16 protein-coding genes and 1 pseudogene are annotated in these 13887 nt (G+C 69.5%); 10 read left to right on the top strand and 7 right to left on the bottom strand.

Features of this window, described 5'->3' with window-relative positions; genetic code table 11:
* Window positions 1-24 precede the first annotated feature (24 nt).
* Together AC07OA_RS22030 and AC07OA_RS22025 are read left to right on the top strand one after the other, a co-directional pair.
* Window positions 25-129 (top strand): annotated as a pseudogene (locus AC07OA_RS22030) (hypothetical protein); the annotation flags it as partial.
* Window positions 130-172: 43 nt separating this feature from the next.
* The gene (locus tag AC07OA_RS22025) at window positions 173-1327 is read left to right on the top strand and encodes a 2OG-Fe(II) oxygenase (protein WP_494665968.1); all 1155 of its coding nucleotides are present in this window, start codon (window positions 173-175) and stop codon (window positions 1325-1327) included.
* A 137-nt stretch (window positions 1328-1464) separates the two neighbouring features.
* Here AC07OA_RS22025 and AC07OA_RS22020 read toward each other — a convergent pair whose 3' ends face one another.
* Complete coding sequence (locus AC07OA_RS22020) at window positions 1465-3189, bottom strand: calcium-binding protein (protein WP_494665967.1); 1725 nt, start codon at window positions 3187-3189, stop codon at window positions 1465-1467.
* Window positions 3190-3349: 160 nt separating this feature from the next.
* Complete coding sequence (locus tag AC07OA_RS22015) at window positions 3350-5053, bottom strand: calcium-binding protein (RefSeq protein ID WP_494665966.1); 1704 nt, start codon at window positions 5051-5053, stop codon at window positions 3350-3352.
* A 277-nt stretch (window positions 5054-5330) separates the two neighbouring features.
* Here AC07OA_RS22015 and AC07OA_RS22010 point away from each other — a divergent pair, with 277 nt between their 5' ends.
* Window positions 5331-6050 (top strand): DUF1013 domain-containing protein, encoded by a 720-nt coding sequence (locus AC07OA_RS22010; RefSeq protein WP_494665965.1) that lies wholly within the window; start codon window positions 5331-5333, stop codon window positions 6048-6050.
* 110 nt (window positions 6051-6160) lie between these two features.
* Here the strand turns inward: AC07OA_RS22010 and AC07OA_RS22005 are convergent, their stop codons facing one another.
* Window positions 6161-6334: a YdcH family protein gene (locus tag AC07OA_RS22005; RefSeq protein WP_494665964.1), complete on the bottom strand. Its 174-nt coding sequence runs from the start codon at window positions 6332-6334 to the stop codon at window positions 6161-6163.
* Between the two features lie 130 nt (window positions 6335-6464).
* Between AC07OA_RS22005 and AC07OA_RS22000 the strand changes: the two genes are divergently transcribed.
* The 5 genes from AC07OA_RS22000 (at window position 6465) to AC07OA_RS21980 (ending at window position 8562) form a co-directional block, all read left to right on the top strand.
* Window positions 6465-7076 (top strand): UbiX family flavin prenyltransferase, encoded by a 612-nt coding sequence (locus AC07OA_RS22000; protein WP_494665963.1) that lies wholly within the window; start codon window positions 6465-6467, stop codon window positions 7074-7076.
* Between the two features lie 23 nt (window positions 7077-7099).
* Complete coding sequence (locus tag AC07OA_RS21995) at window positions 7100-7549, top strand: TIGR02444 family protein (RefSeq protein ID WP_494665962.1); 450 nt, start codon at window positions 7100-7102, stop codon at window positions 7547-7549.
* Between the two features lie 69 nt (window positions 7550-7618).
* Window positions 7619-7840, top strand: a complete 222-nt coding sequence (locus AC07OA_RS21990; RefSeq protein WP_494665961.1) for a YdcH family protein — start codon at window positions 7619-7621, stop codon at window positions 7838-7840.
* A gap of 70 nt (window positions 7841-7910) precedes the next feature.
* Window positions 7911-8186 (top strand): AbrB/MazE/SpoVT family DNA-binding domain-containing protein, encoded by a 276-nt coding sequence (locus tag AC07OA_RS21985; protein WP_494665960.1) that lies wholly within the window; start codon window positions 7911-7913, stop codon window positions 8184-8186.
* Complete coding sequence (locus tag AC07OA_RS21980) at window positions 8173-8562, top strand: type II toxin-antitoxin system VapC family toxin (protein WP_494665959.1); 390 nt, start codon at window positions 8173-8175, stop codon at window positions 8560-8562. The genes AC07OA_RS21985 and AC07OA_RS21980 overlap by 14 nt, the downstream gene beginning before the upstream one ends.
* 142 nt (window positions 8563-8704) lie before the next feature.
* Here the strand turns inward: AC07OA_RS21980 and AC07OA_RS21975 are convergent, their stop codons facing one another.
* The 3 genes from AC07OA_RS21975 to AC07OA_RS21965 all read right to left on the bottom strand — a co-directional run bounded on the left by AC07OA_RS21975 (window position 8705) and on the right by AC07OA_RS21965 (window position 10537).
* Entirely contained in the window at window positions 8705-9172 is a 468-nt protein-coding gene (locus AC07OA_RS21975; RefSeq protein WP_494665958.1) for a hypothetical protein, read from the bottom strand.
* Window positions 9169-9636: an OsmC family protein gene (locus AC07OA_RS21970; protein ID WP_494665957.1), complete on the bottom strand. Its 468-nt coding sequence runs from the start codon at window positions 9634-9636 to the stop codon at window positions 9169-9171. The genes AC07OA_RS21975 and AC07OA_RS21970 overlap by 4 nt, the downstream gene beginning before the upstream one ends.
* 178 nt (window positions 9637-9814) lie before the next feature.
* Window positions 9815-10537 carry a GGDEF domain-containing protein gene (locus AC07OA_RS21965; RefSeq protein WP_494665956.1) on the bottom strand — a complete coding sequence of 241 codons (723 nt, stop codon included), beginning with the start codon at window positions 10535-10537 and terminating at the stop codon, window positions 9815-9817.
* Window positions 10538-10777: 240 nt separating this feature from the next.
* Here AC07OA_RS21965 and purE point away from each other — a divergent pair, with 240 nt between their 5' ends.
* Both purE and AC07OA_RS21955 read left to right on the top strand, forming a co-directional pair.
* Window positions 10778-11269: a 5-(carboxyamino)imidazole ribonucleotide mutase gene (gene purE, locus AC07OA_RS21960; protein WP_494665955.1), complete on the top strand. Its 492-nt coding sequence runs from the start codon at window positions 10778-10780 to the stop codon at window positions 11267-11269.
* Complete coding sequence (locus AC07OA_RS21955; RefSeq protein ID WP_494665954.1) at window positions 11269-12357, top strand: 5-(carboxyamino)imidazole ribonucleotide synthase; 1089 nt, start codon at window positions 11269-11271, stop codon at window positions 12355-12357. Before purE ends, AC07OA_RS21955 begins: the two co-directional genes overlap by 1 nt.
* Window positions 12358-12658: 301 nt before the next feature.
* Here the strand turns inward: AC07OA_RS21955 and AC07OA_RS21950 are convergent, their stop codons facing one another.
* Window positions 12659-13783 carry an HPP family protein gene (locus tag AC07OA_RS21950; RefSeq protein WP_494665953.1) on the bottom strand — a complete coding sequence of 375 codons (1125 nt, stop codon included), beginning with the start codon at window positions 13781-13783 and terminating at the stop codon, window positions 12659-12661.
* Between the last annotated feature and the right edge of the window lie 104 nt (window positions 13784-13887).

Below are 13887 nucleotides of genomic sequence, written 5' to 3'. Positions count from 1 at the left end.
CTCTCCTATGGGGAGAGGGTCGGGGTGAGGGGTTACGGTGTCCGACGGAGCGCCGGCACGCCGTCAGGCCTCGTAACCCCTCACCCTCCCATCGCTTCGCGACGGGCCCCTCCCTCTCCCTATGGGAGAAGGCCTTTTCAATCGCCCGTAACCGGTCAAAGTTCACCGCAAGATGACTGACACAGCCGCGCCCACCTCCGTCGCCCCCGCCGCCCTGCCCGGTCCCCGTGTCGGCGAGCCCGCGCCGTGGTTCACCGCGCGGTCGAGCGTCAATCCGCGCTTCACCTTCCACACCGCCGCCGGGCGCTATGTGGTGCTGGGCTTCGTCGGCTCGGCCCAGCAGCCGGTGTCCGCCGCCGCCCTGGCCGAGCTGACCGAACGGCGCGCGCTGTTCGACGACATCAAGGCCTCGTTCTTCGGAGTCAGCATCGATCCCACCGACGAGGCGCAAGGCCGGGTCGCCGACAGCCTGCCGGGCCTGCGCTGGTTCTGGGACCACGACCTGGCCATCAGCCGGCTCTACGGCGCCACCACGGCCGATCCGGCCGCGCCGAAGGGACCGATCAACTACCGCCCGTTCTGGCTGGTGCTGGACCCCCAGCTGCGCTGCGCCTTCACCGCGCCGATCACCGAGACCCGCGCCATGCTGGACTTCGTGGCCGCCGCCCCCGCCCCGGCCGACCACGCGGGCGTGGCCCTGCACGCGCCGGTCCTGATCCTGCCCCGGGTGTTCGAGCCCGAGCTGTGCCGCCGACTGATCGCCGCCTACGAGGCCGACGGCGGCCAGGAGTCGGGCTTCATGCGCGACGTCGACGGCAAGACCCAGCTGATCCTCGACGCCGCCCACAAGCGCCGCAGCGACCACGACCTGACCGATCCGGCCCTGCGCAGCGCCGCCGCCGTGCGGATCCGCGACCGCCTGGCCCCCGAGGTCGCCAAGGCCTTCCAGTTCCAGGCCAGCCGCATGGAGCGCTATCTGGTGGGCTGCTACGACGCCGCCGACGGCGGGCACTTCCGCGCCCACCGCGACAACACCACCGCCGGCACCGCCCACCGCCGCTTCGCCGTGACCATCAACCTCAACGCCGAGGATTACGAGGGCGGCGACCTGTCGTTCCCCGAGTTCGGCCCGCGCCGCTACCGCGCCCCCACCGGCGGGGCCGTGGTGTTCTCGTGCTCGCTGCTGCACATGGTCGACCCGATCACCGCCGGCCGCCGCTTCGCCTTCCTGCCGTTCCTCTACGACGAGGCGGCCGCCCGCGAGCGCGAGACCCGCAACGCCGAGCTGGGCGAAGGGCTGACGCCGTATGCGTCGGGGCTGGGGTGAAGACAGGACATTCCCTCCCCCTTGTGGGGAGGGTGGACGCGAAGCGGACGGGTGGGGCCTGCTGACTCAGTAACCCCACCCGACCCTGGCTCCGCCAGGGCCACCCTCCCCACGAGGGGGAGGGAAACCGCGCATCACTACGCCAGCAGGTAGTCCCCGCTCTGGTGCAGGTTGGTCTGCAGGTAGTTGTAGAGCAGCACGCTGTCGCCGTTGGCGAAGGTCAGCAGGGTGTCGGCGCCCTGCTGGACGCTGCTCCAGCCGATGCTGGCGTCGATGTAGCCCGACACGTCGATGGCGTCGGCCCCGTTGCCGAAGTCGGTGATGCGGTCGTGGCCGTCGCCGGGGGTCATGAAGAAGCGGTCCGCCCCCGCCCCGCCTGTCAGCCGGTCGTCGCCCAACCCGCCGATCAGGACGTTGTCGGCCGAGGTGCCGGTCAGCATGTTGCCGATGGCGTTGCCGGTGGCCACGGTGGCCGCCCCCAGCAGGAACAGCTGCTCGACATTGGCCGACAGGGTGTAGCTGACGCTGGAGGCGACGGTGTCGAAACCCTCGCCGGAGAGCTCGGTGATCACGTCGTTGACGTTGTCCACCCAATAGGCGTCGTTGCCCTGGCCGCCCACCAGGGTGTCGGCCCCGCCCGCGCCGTCCAGGACGTCGTCGCCGCCCAGCCCCGTCAGGGTGTTGGCCACGCCATTGCCCTTGAGCATGTTGGCGTCGGCGCTGCCCGTGGCGTTCGCGGCCATGCCCGTCAGGATCAGCTGCTCGACATTGGCCGGCAGGACGAAGCTGATGGACGAGGCGATGGTGTCGAAGCCCTCGCCGCTCAGCTCGGTGACGATGTCGCCGGCGTTGTCGACCCAGTAGGCGTCGTCGCCCAGCCCGCCGATCATCGTGTCGGCGCCGACCTTGCCGTCCAGCACGTTGTTGTAGATGCTGCCGCGCAGCACGTTGTCCAGGGCGTTGCCGGAGCCGTAGAGCTGGCCGCCGCCGTCGAGCAGGGTCAGGACCTCCACGGTCGTGGGCAGGGTGTAGGGGATCAGCGCGTACACGGTGTCGTAGCCTTCGCCGGCCAGCTCGATCACCTGGTCGCTGCCGTCCTCCACGTAGTAGGTGTCGTTGCCGGTTCCGCCGTACATGGTGTCGCCGCCGGTCCCGCCGTCGATGACGTCGTCGCCGCCCATGCCCCGCAGGGTGTTGTACGAGGCGCTGCCGATGATCAGGTTGGCCTGGTCGTTGCCGATGCCGATATAGGCCGAGCTGCTGTTGCTGTTCACCAGGATCAGCTGCTCGATATTGTCTGGCAGGGCGTACTGGTAGGCGGTCGAGGCGACGGTGTCGAAGCCCTCGCCGGCCAGCTCGACGATGATGTCGCCCGTATCGGTCACCCAGTAGGCGTCGTTGCCGGTCCCGCCCCGCAGCGTGTCGATGCCGCCCCAGCCGAACAGGTTGTCGTCGCCGGCCCCGCCGTCGATCACATTGGCGTTGTTGTCGCCCACCAGATAGTCGGCATAGCCGGACCCGACGATGTTCTCGATGCTGATCAGCTTGTCGATCCCGCCGCCGCCGGTGTCCTGGTCCTGGCCGTTCAGGCGCAGGTCGAGGGTCACCAGGGAGTAGACATAGGTGTAGACGGCGGTGTCGCTGCCCGCTCCGCCGTCCAGCACGTCGTGGCCGTCATTGGGCTGGACGCCGGTCGCCGTGTTCAGACCGCCCCAGAGCGTGTCGTTCCCGTCGCCGCCGCTGATCTGGTCGTCGCCCAGGCCGCCCACCAGCAGGTCGTCGGCGCCCAGGCCGTCGATGATGTCGGGATCGACCCCGCCCACCAGGGTGTCGGGTCCGGACGTCCCGGTCAGGATGGCCATGGGTCTCTCCTCCTCGCGTGCATGCGGCTCTAGCGGCGCCGCTATCAACCAGCGTGGTTAAGCGCGTGTCCAGCAGCGAAGGCGCGCAAAAGTTGAGAGAACACCCCTTGGTTGCGTCGCACGCCGCCAGATCGCCGGGGCGGCGCGCGACGACGGGTTATCACGCCAGCAGGTAATCCCCGCTCTGGTGCAGGTTGGTCTGCAGGTAGTTGTAGAGCAGCACGCTGTCGCCGTTGTCGAAGGCCACCAGGGTGTCGGCGCCCTGCTGGGTGCTGGTCCAGCCGATGCTGGCGGCGATGTAGCCCGACACGTCGATGGCGTCGGCGCCCGTCCCGAAGTCGGTGATGCGGTCATGGCCGTCGCCGGGGGTCATGAAGAAGCGGTCGGCGCCCGCCCCGCCGGTCAGCAGGTCGTCGCCCAGACCGCCCACCAGGACGTTGTCCATGGCGTTGCCGCCTAGGATGTTGCCCAGCGCGTTGCCGGTGGCGACCGTGGCCGTGCCGATCAGCAGCAGTTGCTCGACATTGGCCGACAGGGTGAAGCTGACGCTGGAGGCGACGCTGTCGAAACCCTCGCCGGTCAGTTCGACGATCGTGTCGCCGACATTGTCGATCCAGTAGGCGTCGGCGCCCTGGCCGCCGACGGCGGTGTCGGCGCCGGCCTTGCCGTCCAGCACGTCGTCGCCGCCCAGGCCCGTCAGGGTGTTGGCCAGGGTGTTGCCGATCAGCATGTTGGCGTCGGCGCTGCCGGTGGCGCTGGTGGCCGCGCCCACCAGGATCAACTGCTCGAAATTGGCCGGCAGGGTGTAGTCGATATAGGAGGCGATGGTGTCGAAGCCCTGGCCCGCCTGCTCGATCGGCTGGTCGCCGGCGTCGTCCACCCAATAGGCGTCGTCGCCCAGGCCGCCGATCATCACGTCGGCCCCGGCCTTGCCTTCCAGCGTGTTGTTGGAGGCGTTGCCCTGCAGCACGTTGTCGGCCGCGTTGCCGATGGCGTAGTTGGCCGTGCCGACCAGGATCAGCTGCTCCACATTGGTCGGCAGGGTGTAGGAGATCGAGCTGGCGACGGTGTCGAAGCCCTCGCCGGCCAGTTCGGTGACCACGTCGTCGACCCGGTCCACCCAGTAGGCGTCGTTGCCGGTCCCGCCGTACATGGCGTCGCCCGCGCCCTTGCCGTCCAGCACGTCGTCGCCGCCCATGCCGCGCAGGGTGTTGTACTGGTTGTTGCCGATGATCATGTTGGCTTCGTCGTTGCCCGTGCCGGTCTGGGTGTCGCCCAGCAGGACCAACTGCTCGATATTGGCCGACAGGGTGTAGTTGACGCTGGCGGCCACGGTGTCGAAGCCCTCGCCGGCCAGTTCGACCACCACGTCGTTGATGTTGTCCACCCACAGGGCGTCGTCGCCCGTGCCGCCCTTCAGGACATCGGCGCCGCCCCCGCCATAGAGGGTGTCATTGCCCGCCCCGCCCTCCAGAACGTTCACGCCGTTGTCGCCGATCAGATAGTCGCCATAGGCCGAGCCGATCAGGTTCTCGATGCTGGTCAGCCGGTCGGCCCCGCCGCCGCCGGTGTCCTGGCTCTGGCCGTTCAGGCGCAGGTCCAGGGTCACGGCCGAATAGGCGTAGGTGTAGACGGCCGTGTCCGCTCCCGCCCCGCCGTCCAGCTGGTCGGCGCCGTCGTTGGGCTGGGCGCCGCCGGCGGTGTTGAGGCCGCCCCAGAGGAAGTCGTCGCCGTCGCCGCCGTTGATCTGGTCGTCGCCCAGGCCGCCCACCAGGATGTCGTCGGCGCCCAGGCCGTCGATGGTGTCGGCGTCCACGCCGCCCACCAGGGTGTCGCTGTTGGGGGTGCCGGTCAGGATGGCCATGGGTGTCTCCTCCTCCTCGGGAATGCGTTCTGCGACGCGACGTTATGGGTACGCCCGCCCGCGCGTGTGTCCAGCGCCGGGACGGCGCAAAGGTTGCGAGCACAATCGCCGGCTGCATGCACGCCCCGCTGGCGCGATCGCCTCGGCGTTACGGCTCAAGGCGCCGCCCGGACGGGCGACGATCCCCGTTCCCTTTCATAAAAAACCGCATTATAGGTCCAGTCTAGAACATCCCGCCCGGCCGCAAGGTCGGGCGCCGTCATTTCTGGAGCCCCCCATGGCCGACATCCTGATGCCCAAGGCGACCGCCGTCTGGCTCGTGGAAAACACGTCGCTGACCTTCGAACAGATCGCCGACTTCTGCGGCCTGCACCCCCTGGAAGTCAGCGGCATCGCCGACGGCGAAGTCGCCCGCGACATCCGCGGCGCCGACCCGATGGGCAACGGCCAGCTGACCCGCGAAGAGCTGGACAAGGCCCAGGCCAACGACGCCTACCGCATGAAGGCCCAGGTCAGCCGTCACGCCGAGCTGCTGAAGCCGGCCAAGAAGGCCCCGCGCTACACCCCCGTGTCGCGCCGCCAGGACCGTCCGGACGCCATCGCCTGGTTCCTGCGCCACCATCCGGAAGTCACCGACGCCCAGATCTCCAAGCTGCTGGGCACCACCAAGTCGACCATCGAGCAGGTCCGCGCCCGCACCCACTGGAACGCGGCCAACATCAAGCCGGTCGATCCCGTGACCCTGGGCCTGGTCGGCCAGCTGGAGCTGGACGCCCTGGTCAAGAAGGCCGCCGAGAAGAAGGCCAAGGACGACCTGAAGAAGGGCATCCTGCCGGAAGACCCGACCCTGCGTCCGGCCTCGGAAACCAGCGCCCTGCCGGAAGACCACGAGGACGAAGAGGCCGCCATCCGCGCCGCGCGCATCGAGCCCAAGGCCGAGGACGTGTTCGGCAAGTCGACCTACGTCCCGGAAGACGACGAGGACGACGAGGACTGAGGTCCCCGTTTCCCAGCAAAAGGCCCGCCCCGTGCGAACGGAGCGGGCCTTTCTGTTTTCGGCCTCCTCGATCGGTCATCGCAATCCGACGCGCGATGACCTAGAGGGGGCTAGTGAAGTCGCGCCCTGAGACCTTCGATCTCCTCCTTGAGCCTGAGCTTCTGCCGCTTGAGCTCCCTGAGCAGAGCGGTGTCGCTTACCGGTCGACGGGTCTCCTCCTGGATCGTGCGGTCGAGGCTCTCGTGACGGGACCCAAGCTCGCGGATACGGGATTCGATGGCCATGGCTGTCGGCTCCTTGCTGGTTGGACGAGCAAGTCAACACCCGCTGTTCGAAGCTGTCAGATCACATATGATTGCAATGGGCCGCGCTTGACGTTGTCCCGCTTGCTCCCATGACGGACGAAAATTCACCATGTCGGACCCGCTAGTCTCGCCCGAAAAGCCTCGTCTGGTCGTCGGAATCACCGGCGCGTCAGGGGTTGCGTACGGCCTGCGGGCCCTGGACGCCTGCCGCGATCTGGGCGTCGAAAGCCACCTGGTGATGTCCAAGTCGGCGGTCCTGACCCTGTCGCAGGAGACCGATTTTTCGGCAGGCCAGGTCAATGAGAAGGCGGACGCGGTGCACCGGGTAGGCGACGTCGGCGCGGCGATCGCGTCAGGGTCGTACCGCACGCTCGGCATGATCGTGGCCCCCTGCTCGGTGCGCACCATGAGCGAGATCGCCACGGGCGTAACGGCTTCGCTTCTGACCCGGGCCGCCGACGTCACCCTCAAGGAGCGTCGCCCCCTGGTGCTGATGGTGCGCGAGACGCCGCTGCACCTGGGTCACCTGCGCACCCTGACCAAGCTGGCCGAAATGGGGGCGGTGATCGCCCCGCCGGTGCCCGCCTTCTACGCAAAACCGACATCGATCGCGGAGATGGTGGACCAATCGGTGGGCCGCGCGTTGGACCTGTTCGGCCTGTCCTGGCGCCCGGTCAAGCGCTGGGGCGAGGACATCGAAACGGTGGTCGGAGAGGCCTGAACCAGGCTCGGGGGTTAACCAATATGCGGCTTTGGCAGTGGGCCCTGGAGGTCTATGCGCGACCTTCTGTCGCGGCGGCGTGCCTGTCGCTGCAGGACGCGCATGGCCAGAACGTGCCCTACCTGCTGTGGGCCGCCTGGCGGGCCCATGAGGGCCGCCCGGCCGACGTCGAGGAGGCCGCCGGCCTGGTCCGTCGCTGGGAGACCGAGGTCGGCGCGCCCCTGCGCACCGTGCGGCGGGCGCTCAAGCCGTCCTGGGACGCGGTCGACGACGACGTCCGCGAGGATTTCCGCAACGCGATCAAGGACGTGGAGCTGCGCGGCGAAAAGGTGCTGATGGAGAGCCTGGAAGCCCTGAGCGGCGAGCCCGGCCCGGCGACCGACCTGCTGGACAGCCTGCTGGACGCCGCCCGCGCCTCGGGCGACCCGCCGCGCGACGACACCCTGCGCGCCCTGGTCGACGCCCTGACCTGAGCGGCCTTTACCGCTCGTCAGGCTTTGCTATCTATCACCGCCCAATCAGCACGGCATGGAGGAGCGTCCATGAACGACGACGATCCTTCCGAAGAAACCGGCATCGCCATCGAGCGACGCCTGGCGATCCTGCGCGAAGAGCACCAGGACCTCTCCGACGCCGTCACGGCCCTGGAGGAACGCCCCCAGCCCGACATGCTCCAGATCGCCCGCCTCAAGCGCCGCAAACTGGCCCTGAAGGACGAGATCGTGCGACTGGAAGACCAGCTGACGCCGGATATCATCGCTTAGCGACACCGCTTGCGATCCGGCCGCCGAAGGTTCATCTTACTTTCGTCTTACCGAAAGGGAGAAACCTTCCATGGCCAAGACCGAACCCCTGACCACCACCCTGTCGACCAAGGGTCAGCTCATCCTGCCCCAAGGCATCCGGCGGGATCGCAACTGGAACGCCGGCACGCGGCTCGTGGTCGAAGACACGCCCGACGGCGTCCTGCTGCGGCCGGCGGCCGTCTTCGCGCCGACCAAGCCTGAGGACGTGTTCGGTTCGCTGGCCTACGACGGCCCCGCCAGGTCGCTGGAGGACATGGACGCGGGCGTCGCCGCCGAAGCGCGCAGGCGTCATGCTGGCGATTGATACCAATCTGGTCGTCCGATACCTGACCGGCGACCATCCCGAGCAAGCCGCGACGGCGCGGGACCTGATCGACCGGGAGCCGGTCTTCGTCGCCACGACCGTGCTGCTCGAAACCGAATGGGTGCTGAGAAGCGTCTACGGCTTCTCCAGTCAGGCCTCCGCCGACGGGCTCACCCGCTTCGCGGGCCTGCCCAACGTCACGCTGGAAGACCCGCCGCGCGCCGCCAAGGCGCTGGCCTGGACGATCGCCGGCCTGGATTTCGCCGATGCGCTGCATCTTGCGGCCGCCCCGCATTGCGAGGCCTTCGTCACCTTCGACGAGCGCCTCATCAAGAGCGCCACGAAGACGGACGGCCCGGCCGTGAGGAAGCCCTAGCTTCCCACCACTTGCCCCCTTCGGGCCTTCAGCCCTCCTTCCCCCGTAGGGGGAAGAGGACCCGCGCTTTCCGTCCTCCGCCCCCTACGGGGGCGGACAGACCGCGCAGCGGTCAGGTGGGGGCAAGTGGGCGCGCACCGCCCTAAGGATTGGCGACCTTGAGCTTGACGCTGTTGGTCGCCAGGACCGCGTCCCCGTCCCGTACGGACAACACGATCCGCCCCGGAATATCCTTCGGTGTGTCGTATCTGGACCGGGTGAGGAGGTAGCGGACCTCCAACGGTCGGCCGGCCAGTTCGGGCATCGGTTGGACCGGGGTCGAGCTCAGACAGAAATTGGGCCTCGGACTACGCCCCATGCCGGCTCGGTCGCAGGTGAAATAGTACTTGCGCCCGTCCTCGCCGAGAAAGGGGTAGCCGCCGGTCGTGTTGACCGGTGCGGTGGGCTTGAGAAACACGCCCCGAATGGTGTGTGGCCCGGTGACGTACAGGGGCTCTTCGACGACCCGGGCCAGGGTGACGAAGGCCAGCACGCCGATGAACCCCGCCAGCATCGTGTTGGCGACCAGCTTCGACATGCCGTCCCAGAAGCGTTCCTCCTTCGGGGTCACGCCACCTCCACCCGCGCCTCGTGGCCCACCGGGAAGTTCAGCGAGTTGGCGACGAAGCACTTGGCGTTGGCCTCGTGGTGCAGGGCCAGGGCCGTTTGCGGGTCGCCGGCCGAGATCGTCACCACCGGCCGCAGGGTGGCGCTCTCGAAGCGGCCGCCGCCGGTCTCGTCCTCAACCATCACGGCGGTGGCTTCGTCGCGATAGGCGGTGACCACCACCCCGTTCACGGCGCACAGGTGCAGGTACCACAGCTGGTGGCACGAGCTGATCGAGGCCAGCAGCAACTCCTCGGGATTCCAGCGCGCGGGATCGCCGCGGAAGCTGGGGTCGGACGAGCCCAGCAGCACGGGCTTGCCGTCGGCGGCGATCTCGTAGGCGCGTTCGTAAGCGCGATAGCTGGCCGTGCCCTCGCCGGTATTGCCCGTCCAGGTCAGGGTCGTGGCGTAGCGGTGGGACTTGGACATGGAGAACTCCTTTGCTCGGGAGATACCCCACCTGTCATCCCGGACAAGGCCGAAGGCCGCCGATCCGGGACCGACATGGAGCTCTGAGTTCACGCGTCGGTCCCGGCTCTCCGCTACGCGGAGTTTACCCTTGGGCGCGCGCAGAGCGCGACCCGAGGGGCCGGGATGACAGTGAAGCTCAAGCTTCCTTGCGCGTGCGCTTCTTCAGGAACATGGCCGCGTCGGCCTCGGCCAGGGCTTCCTCGGGATCGGCGCCGGCTTCGATCTCGCGCACGCCCCAGGAGATGTGCAGCGGCACCGACCATTCGCCCACCTGCACCGGCATGCCGCGCACGGCGGCGGCCAGGGTCTCGGCCTTGGAGGTGGCGGTCTGCTGGTCGGCCTGGACCAGGAGGACGGCGAACTCGTCGCCGCCGATGCGGCCCACCACGTCGCTCTCGCGGACATTGGCCTGCAGGCGTCCGGCCACGGCCTTCAGGGCCTCGTCGCCGGCCGCGTGGCCGAAGCGGTCGTTGACGGCCTTGAAGCCGTCCAGGTCGAAGAACACCAGGCTGGCGGGCGAGCCGTAGCGCTGGGCGAAGGCGGCCACGCGCTTGATCTCGCGCAGGAAGGCCCGGCGGTTCAGCACCGGGGCCAGCACGTCCATGTCGGCCAGGCCCTGGGCCTCGCCCAGCTTGAACTTCAGGCGGGCGACCTCGTTTCGCAGGTCGTCGATCTCGGTCATCAGGGTCTTGAGCGCGGTCTGCACCTGCGGGGTGAGGTCGGCTTCCGACAGGCCCAGGAACCCCGCGGTGTCGGCGGCGACCACGGCGCGGGCGGCCGTCGAACCGCCGGCGGCCTCGGTCAGCGCGCGGCGGCGGATGGCCGAGAAGGATTCGGTGCGGGCGCTGGTGATCTTCATGCGACGTCGGGAACCACTGGGGGAATCACTCGTGGTGAAGCTCAGGCATTTCTGCGTTCTTTCGTTAACCATGACAATGGCGGCGCCCAACGTGTCGCAGCGGCGCGGCGCCGCACCTCAAGCCTGCGGATCGCCTGGGCTTTTGCGACGAGAACGGACTTTGGCCCCCGCCCGGCAGCGGCTATAAGGCCCGCGATTCATGGCCGCCCCGCGCGCGGCTCTTCAGGGAAATCGTCGCCGATGCCCACGTCCACGCCACCCGTCGCCATCGTCATGGGCAGCCGCTCGGACTGGCCCACGATGAAGAAGGCGGCCGACGCGCTGGACGCCCTGGGCGTGGCCTGGGAGGCCAAGGTGGTCTCGGCCCACCGCACCCCCCAGCGGCTGGTGGAGTTCTCCACGGGCGCGCAAGGCGCCGGCTACAAGGTGATCGTCGCGGGGGCCGGCGGCGCGGCGCACCTGCCGGGCATGGTGGCCTCCATGACCATCCTGCCGGTGCTGGGCGTGCCGGTGCAGTCCAAGGCCCTGAACGGCCTGGATTCCCTGCTCTCCATCGTCCAGATGCCCGGCGGGATCCCCGTGGCCACCCTGGCCATCGGCGAGGCGGGCGCGCGCAACGCCGGCCTGCTGGCCGCCCAGATCCTGGCCATCTCGGACGAGGCCCTGGCCCAGCGCCTGGCCGCATTCCGCGCCGAGCAGACCGAAAGCGTCGTCGAAAGCGTCGAAGACTGATGACTTCTCCTGCTCCCCTGCCCCCCGGTTCGACCATCGGCATCCTCGGCGGGGGACAGCTGGGCCGCATGCTGGCCCTGGCCGCCGCGCGCCTGGGCTTCGACGTGGTGATCCTGGATCCGGAAGAGAACAGCCCGGCCGGCCGCGTGGCCGCCCGCCAGATCGTCGGCCCCTATGACGACCGCTGGGCGTTGAAGCGCCTGGCCGAGGCCTGCGACGTGGTCACCTACGAGTTCGAGAACGTCCCGGCCGCCACGGTGGCCGAGCTGACCGCCCTGGGCGCCGTCGTCGCCCCTGGCGCGAAAGCCCTGGCCGCCGCCCAGGACCGGGTGGTGGAAAAAAGCTTCCTGGCCGAGATCGGCGTGCCCACCGTCGCCTTCGCCGCCGTCGAGACCGAGGACGACCTGGCCGCCGCCGTCGCCCGCATCGGCGCCCCGTCCCTGCTGAAGACCCGCCGCGAGGGTTATGACGGCAAGGGCCAGGCCTGGGTGCAGCGCGCCGCTGAGGCGGCCGCCAGCTTCGAGAAGATCGGCAGGAAGCCCGCCATCCTGGAGGCCCCCGCCGACTTCGTGCGCGAGCTGTCGGTGATCGCCGCGCGCGGCCGCGACGGCGAGATCGCCTGCTACCCCCTGTCGGACAACCACCACGAGGGCGGCGTCCTGCGCCGCACCAGCGCGCCCGCCAAGGTGTCGAGCGCCACCCGCGACCAGGCCGAGGCCATCGTCGCCAAGATTCTCACGGCGCTGGACTATGTGGGCGTGATCGGGGTGGAGCTGTTCGAGCTGGCCGGCGGCAAGCTGCTGGTCAACGAATTCGCCCCGCGCGTCCACAACACCGGCCACTGGACCCAGGACGGCTGCGAGGTGGACCAGTTCGAGCAACACATCCGCGCCGTCGCCGGCTGGCCCCTGGGCCCCACCGCGCCCCGCGCCCATGTCGAGATGACCAACCTCCTGGGCCCCGAGGTCGAGGCCTGGGCCAAACTGGCCGCCGAGCCGGAGACCCGGGTCCACCTCTACGGCAAGGGCGAAGCCCGCCCGGGGCGGAAGATGGGGCACGTGAACCGGCTGCGGGGGTTGAAGGACTAGCCCCTGAACCCCTCTCTCATAGAGAGAGGGAGGGGCCCGCCGCGAAGCGGTGGGAGGGTGAGAGGTTTCACCGCTGGCCGGCAAACCTCCAACCCCTCCGTTGTCATCCCGGACAAGCGCGCAGCGCGCCGATCCGGGACCGACCCGAAGCTCTGAGTTCACGCGTCGGTCCCGGCTCTTCGGCCGGGATGACAACTGAGTTTCAGCAATCGAATGGCCGCGCTCTATCCTGAGAGTTTGTAACCTCTCACCCTCCCATGGCTTCGCCATGGGCCCCTCCCTCTCTCTATGAGAGAGGGATTCAAATTCCCGCCCCGTTCTCGCCCTCGGCCCGCTTCAGCGCCACCGCCTCGACGATGTGGGCGCGGTAGAGCACCCCCAGCAGGTCCGTCTGGGTGATCACCCCCAGCAGCACGCGGTGCTCGTCCACCACCATGGCCTCGTGGGCCGCGCCGGTGGAGAGGATGGGCAGCAGGGCCTCGATGGCCGTGCCGGGGCGCACCCGGTGCACGAAGGGGTCGAGCACCGCCTCGACCGGACCTTCCCGGCCGGTCTGGAGCTCGGCCCGGCGCACCATGCCCACCACCCGCCGCTCGGCGTCGACCACGGGAGCGGAACGCAGGTCGTGCAGGCGCATGTAGGCCAGGGCGCTTTCGGCGGTCTGATGCAGGTCCACGCTCAGCACGTCGCGGGACATGATGTCGGAACACAGGATGCGGGCGTGGATGCGGCGGTGGGCCTGGAGCTCGACCTGCCGGAACAGGGCGTCCAGGTCCTCGCGCGAGACGTCCAGCAGCTCGCCGTAGTGGGCCAGGGCGTTGTCGATGTCGGCGGGGGTGAAGCCCACCCGCTGGAGCGGCGGGGCGTCCCGGGTGGCGTGGACATTGGGCGGCGGGGCCACGCGGTGGGGGTAGGAGCGGCCCGCGGCCCTGGCGTAGGCCATGGCGCACAGCACCAGCAACACCGAGCACAGGCCCACCGGCACGAAGACATAGGCGTAGGACGCCGCCCCTACCGGTCCGGCCGCCAGGGCCGCGCTCAGCGCCACCGCCCCGCCCGGCGGGTGCAGGCAGCCCAGCAGGCTCATGACCACGATGGCCAGGCCCACCGCCAGGGCGGCGGCCACGGCGGGATAGGGATGCAGGACCAGGGCGCAGGTCACCCCGATCAGGGCCGAGACCGTGTTGCCGCCGATCACGGCGCGCGGCTGGGCCAGGGGGCTGGCCGGCACGGCGAAGACCAGCACCGCCGAGGCCCCGATGGGCGGGATCAGCAGCGGCAGGGCCGACAGGTGTCCGCTGGCGATCAGGTGGGCCAACAGGCCCGTGACGGCGACGCCCAGGAAAGCCCCCAGGCCCGACTTGGCGATGTCGGCGGGGCGGATCGGCGTGCGGCCGCGCAGGGCCTGGAGGAACGTAGGCGACATGACGCTTCGGTATCGGGGCGCCGCGCGGGTGACAACCTTTTGGGCGAAACGCCGGCCGCGCTCGCCTTCCGGAACGGGGCGCCATTGCCTGGCGCGCCGCCTCC

The organism is Caulobacter sp. GW821-FHT09B08 (assembly GCF_059418225.1).
Note: the sequence above shows the minus strand (reverse complement) of the source record. Positions and strands in the feature narration are given on the sequence as shown.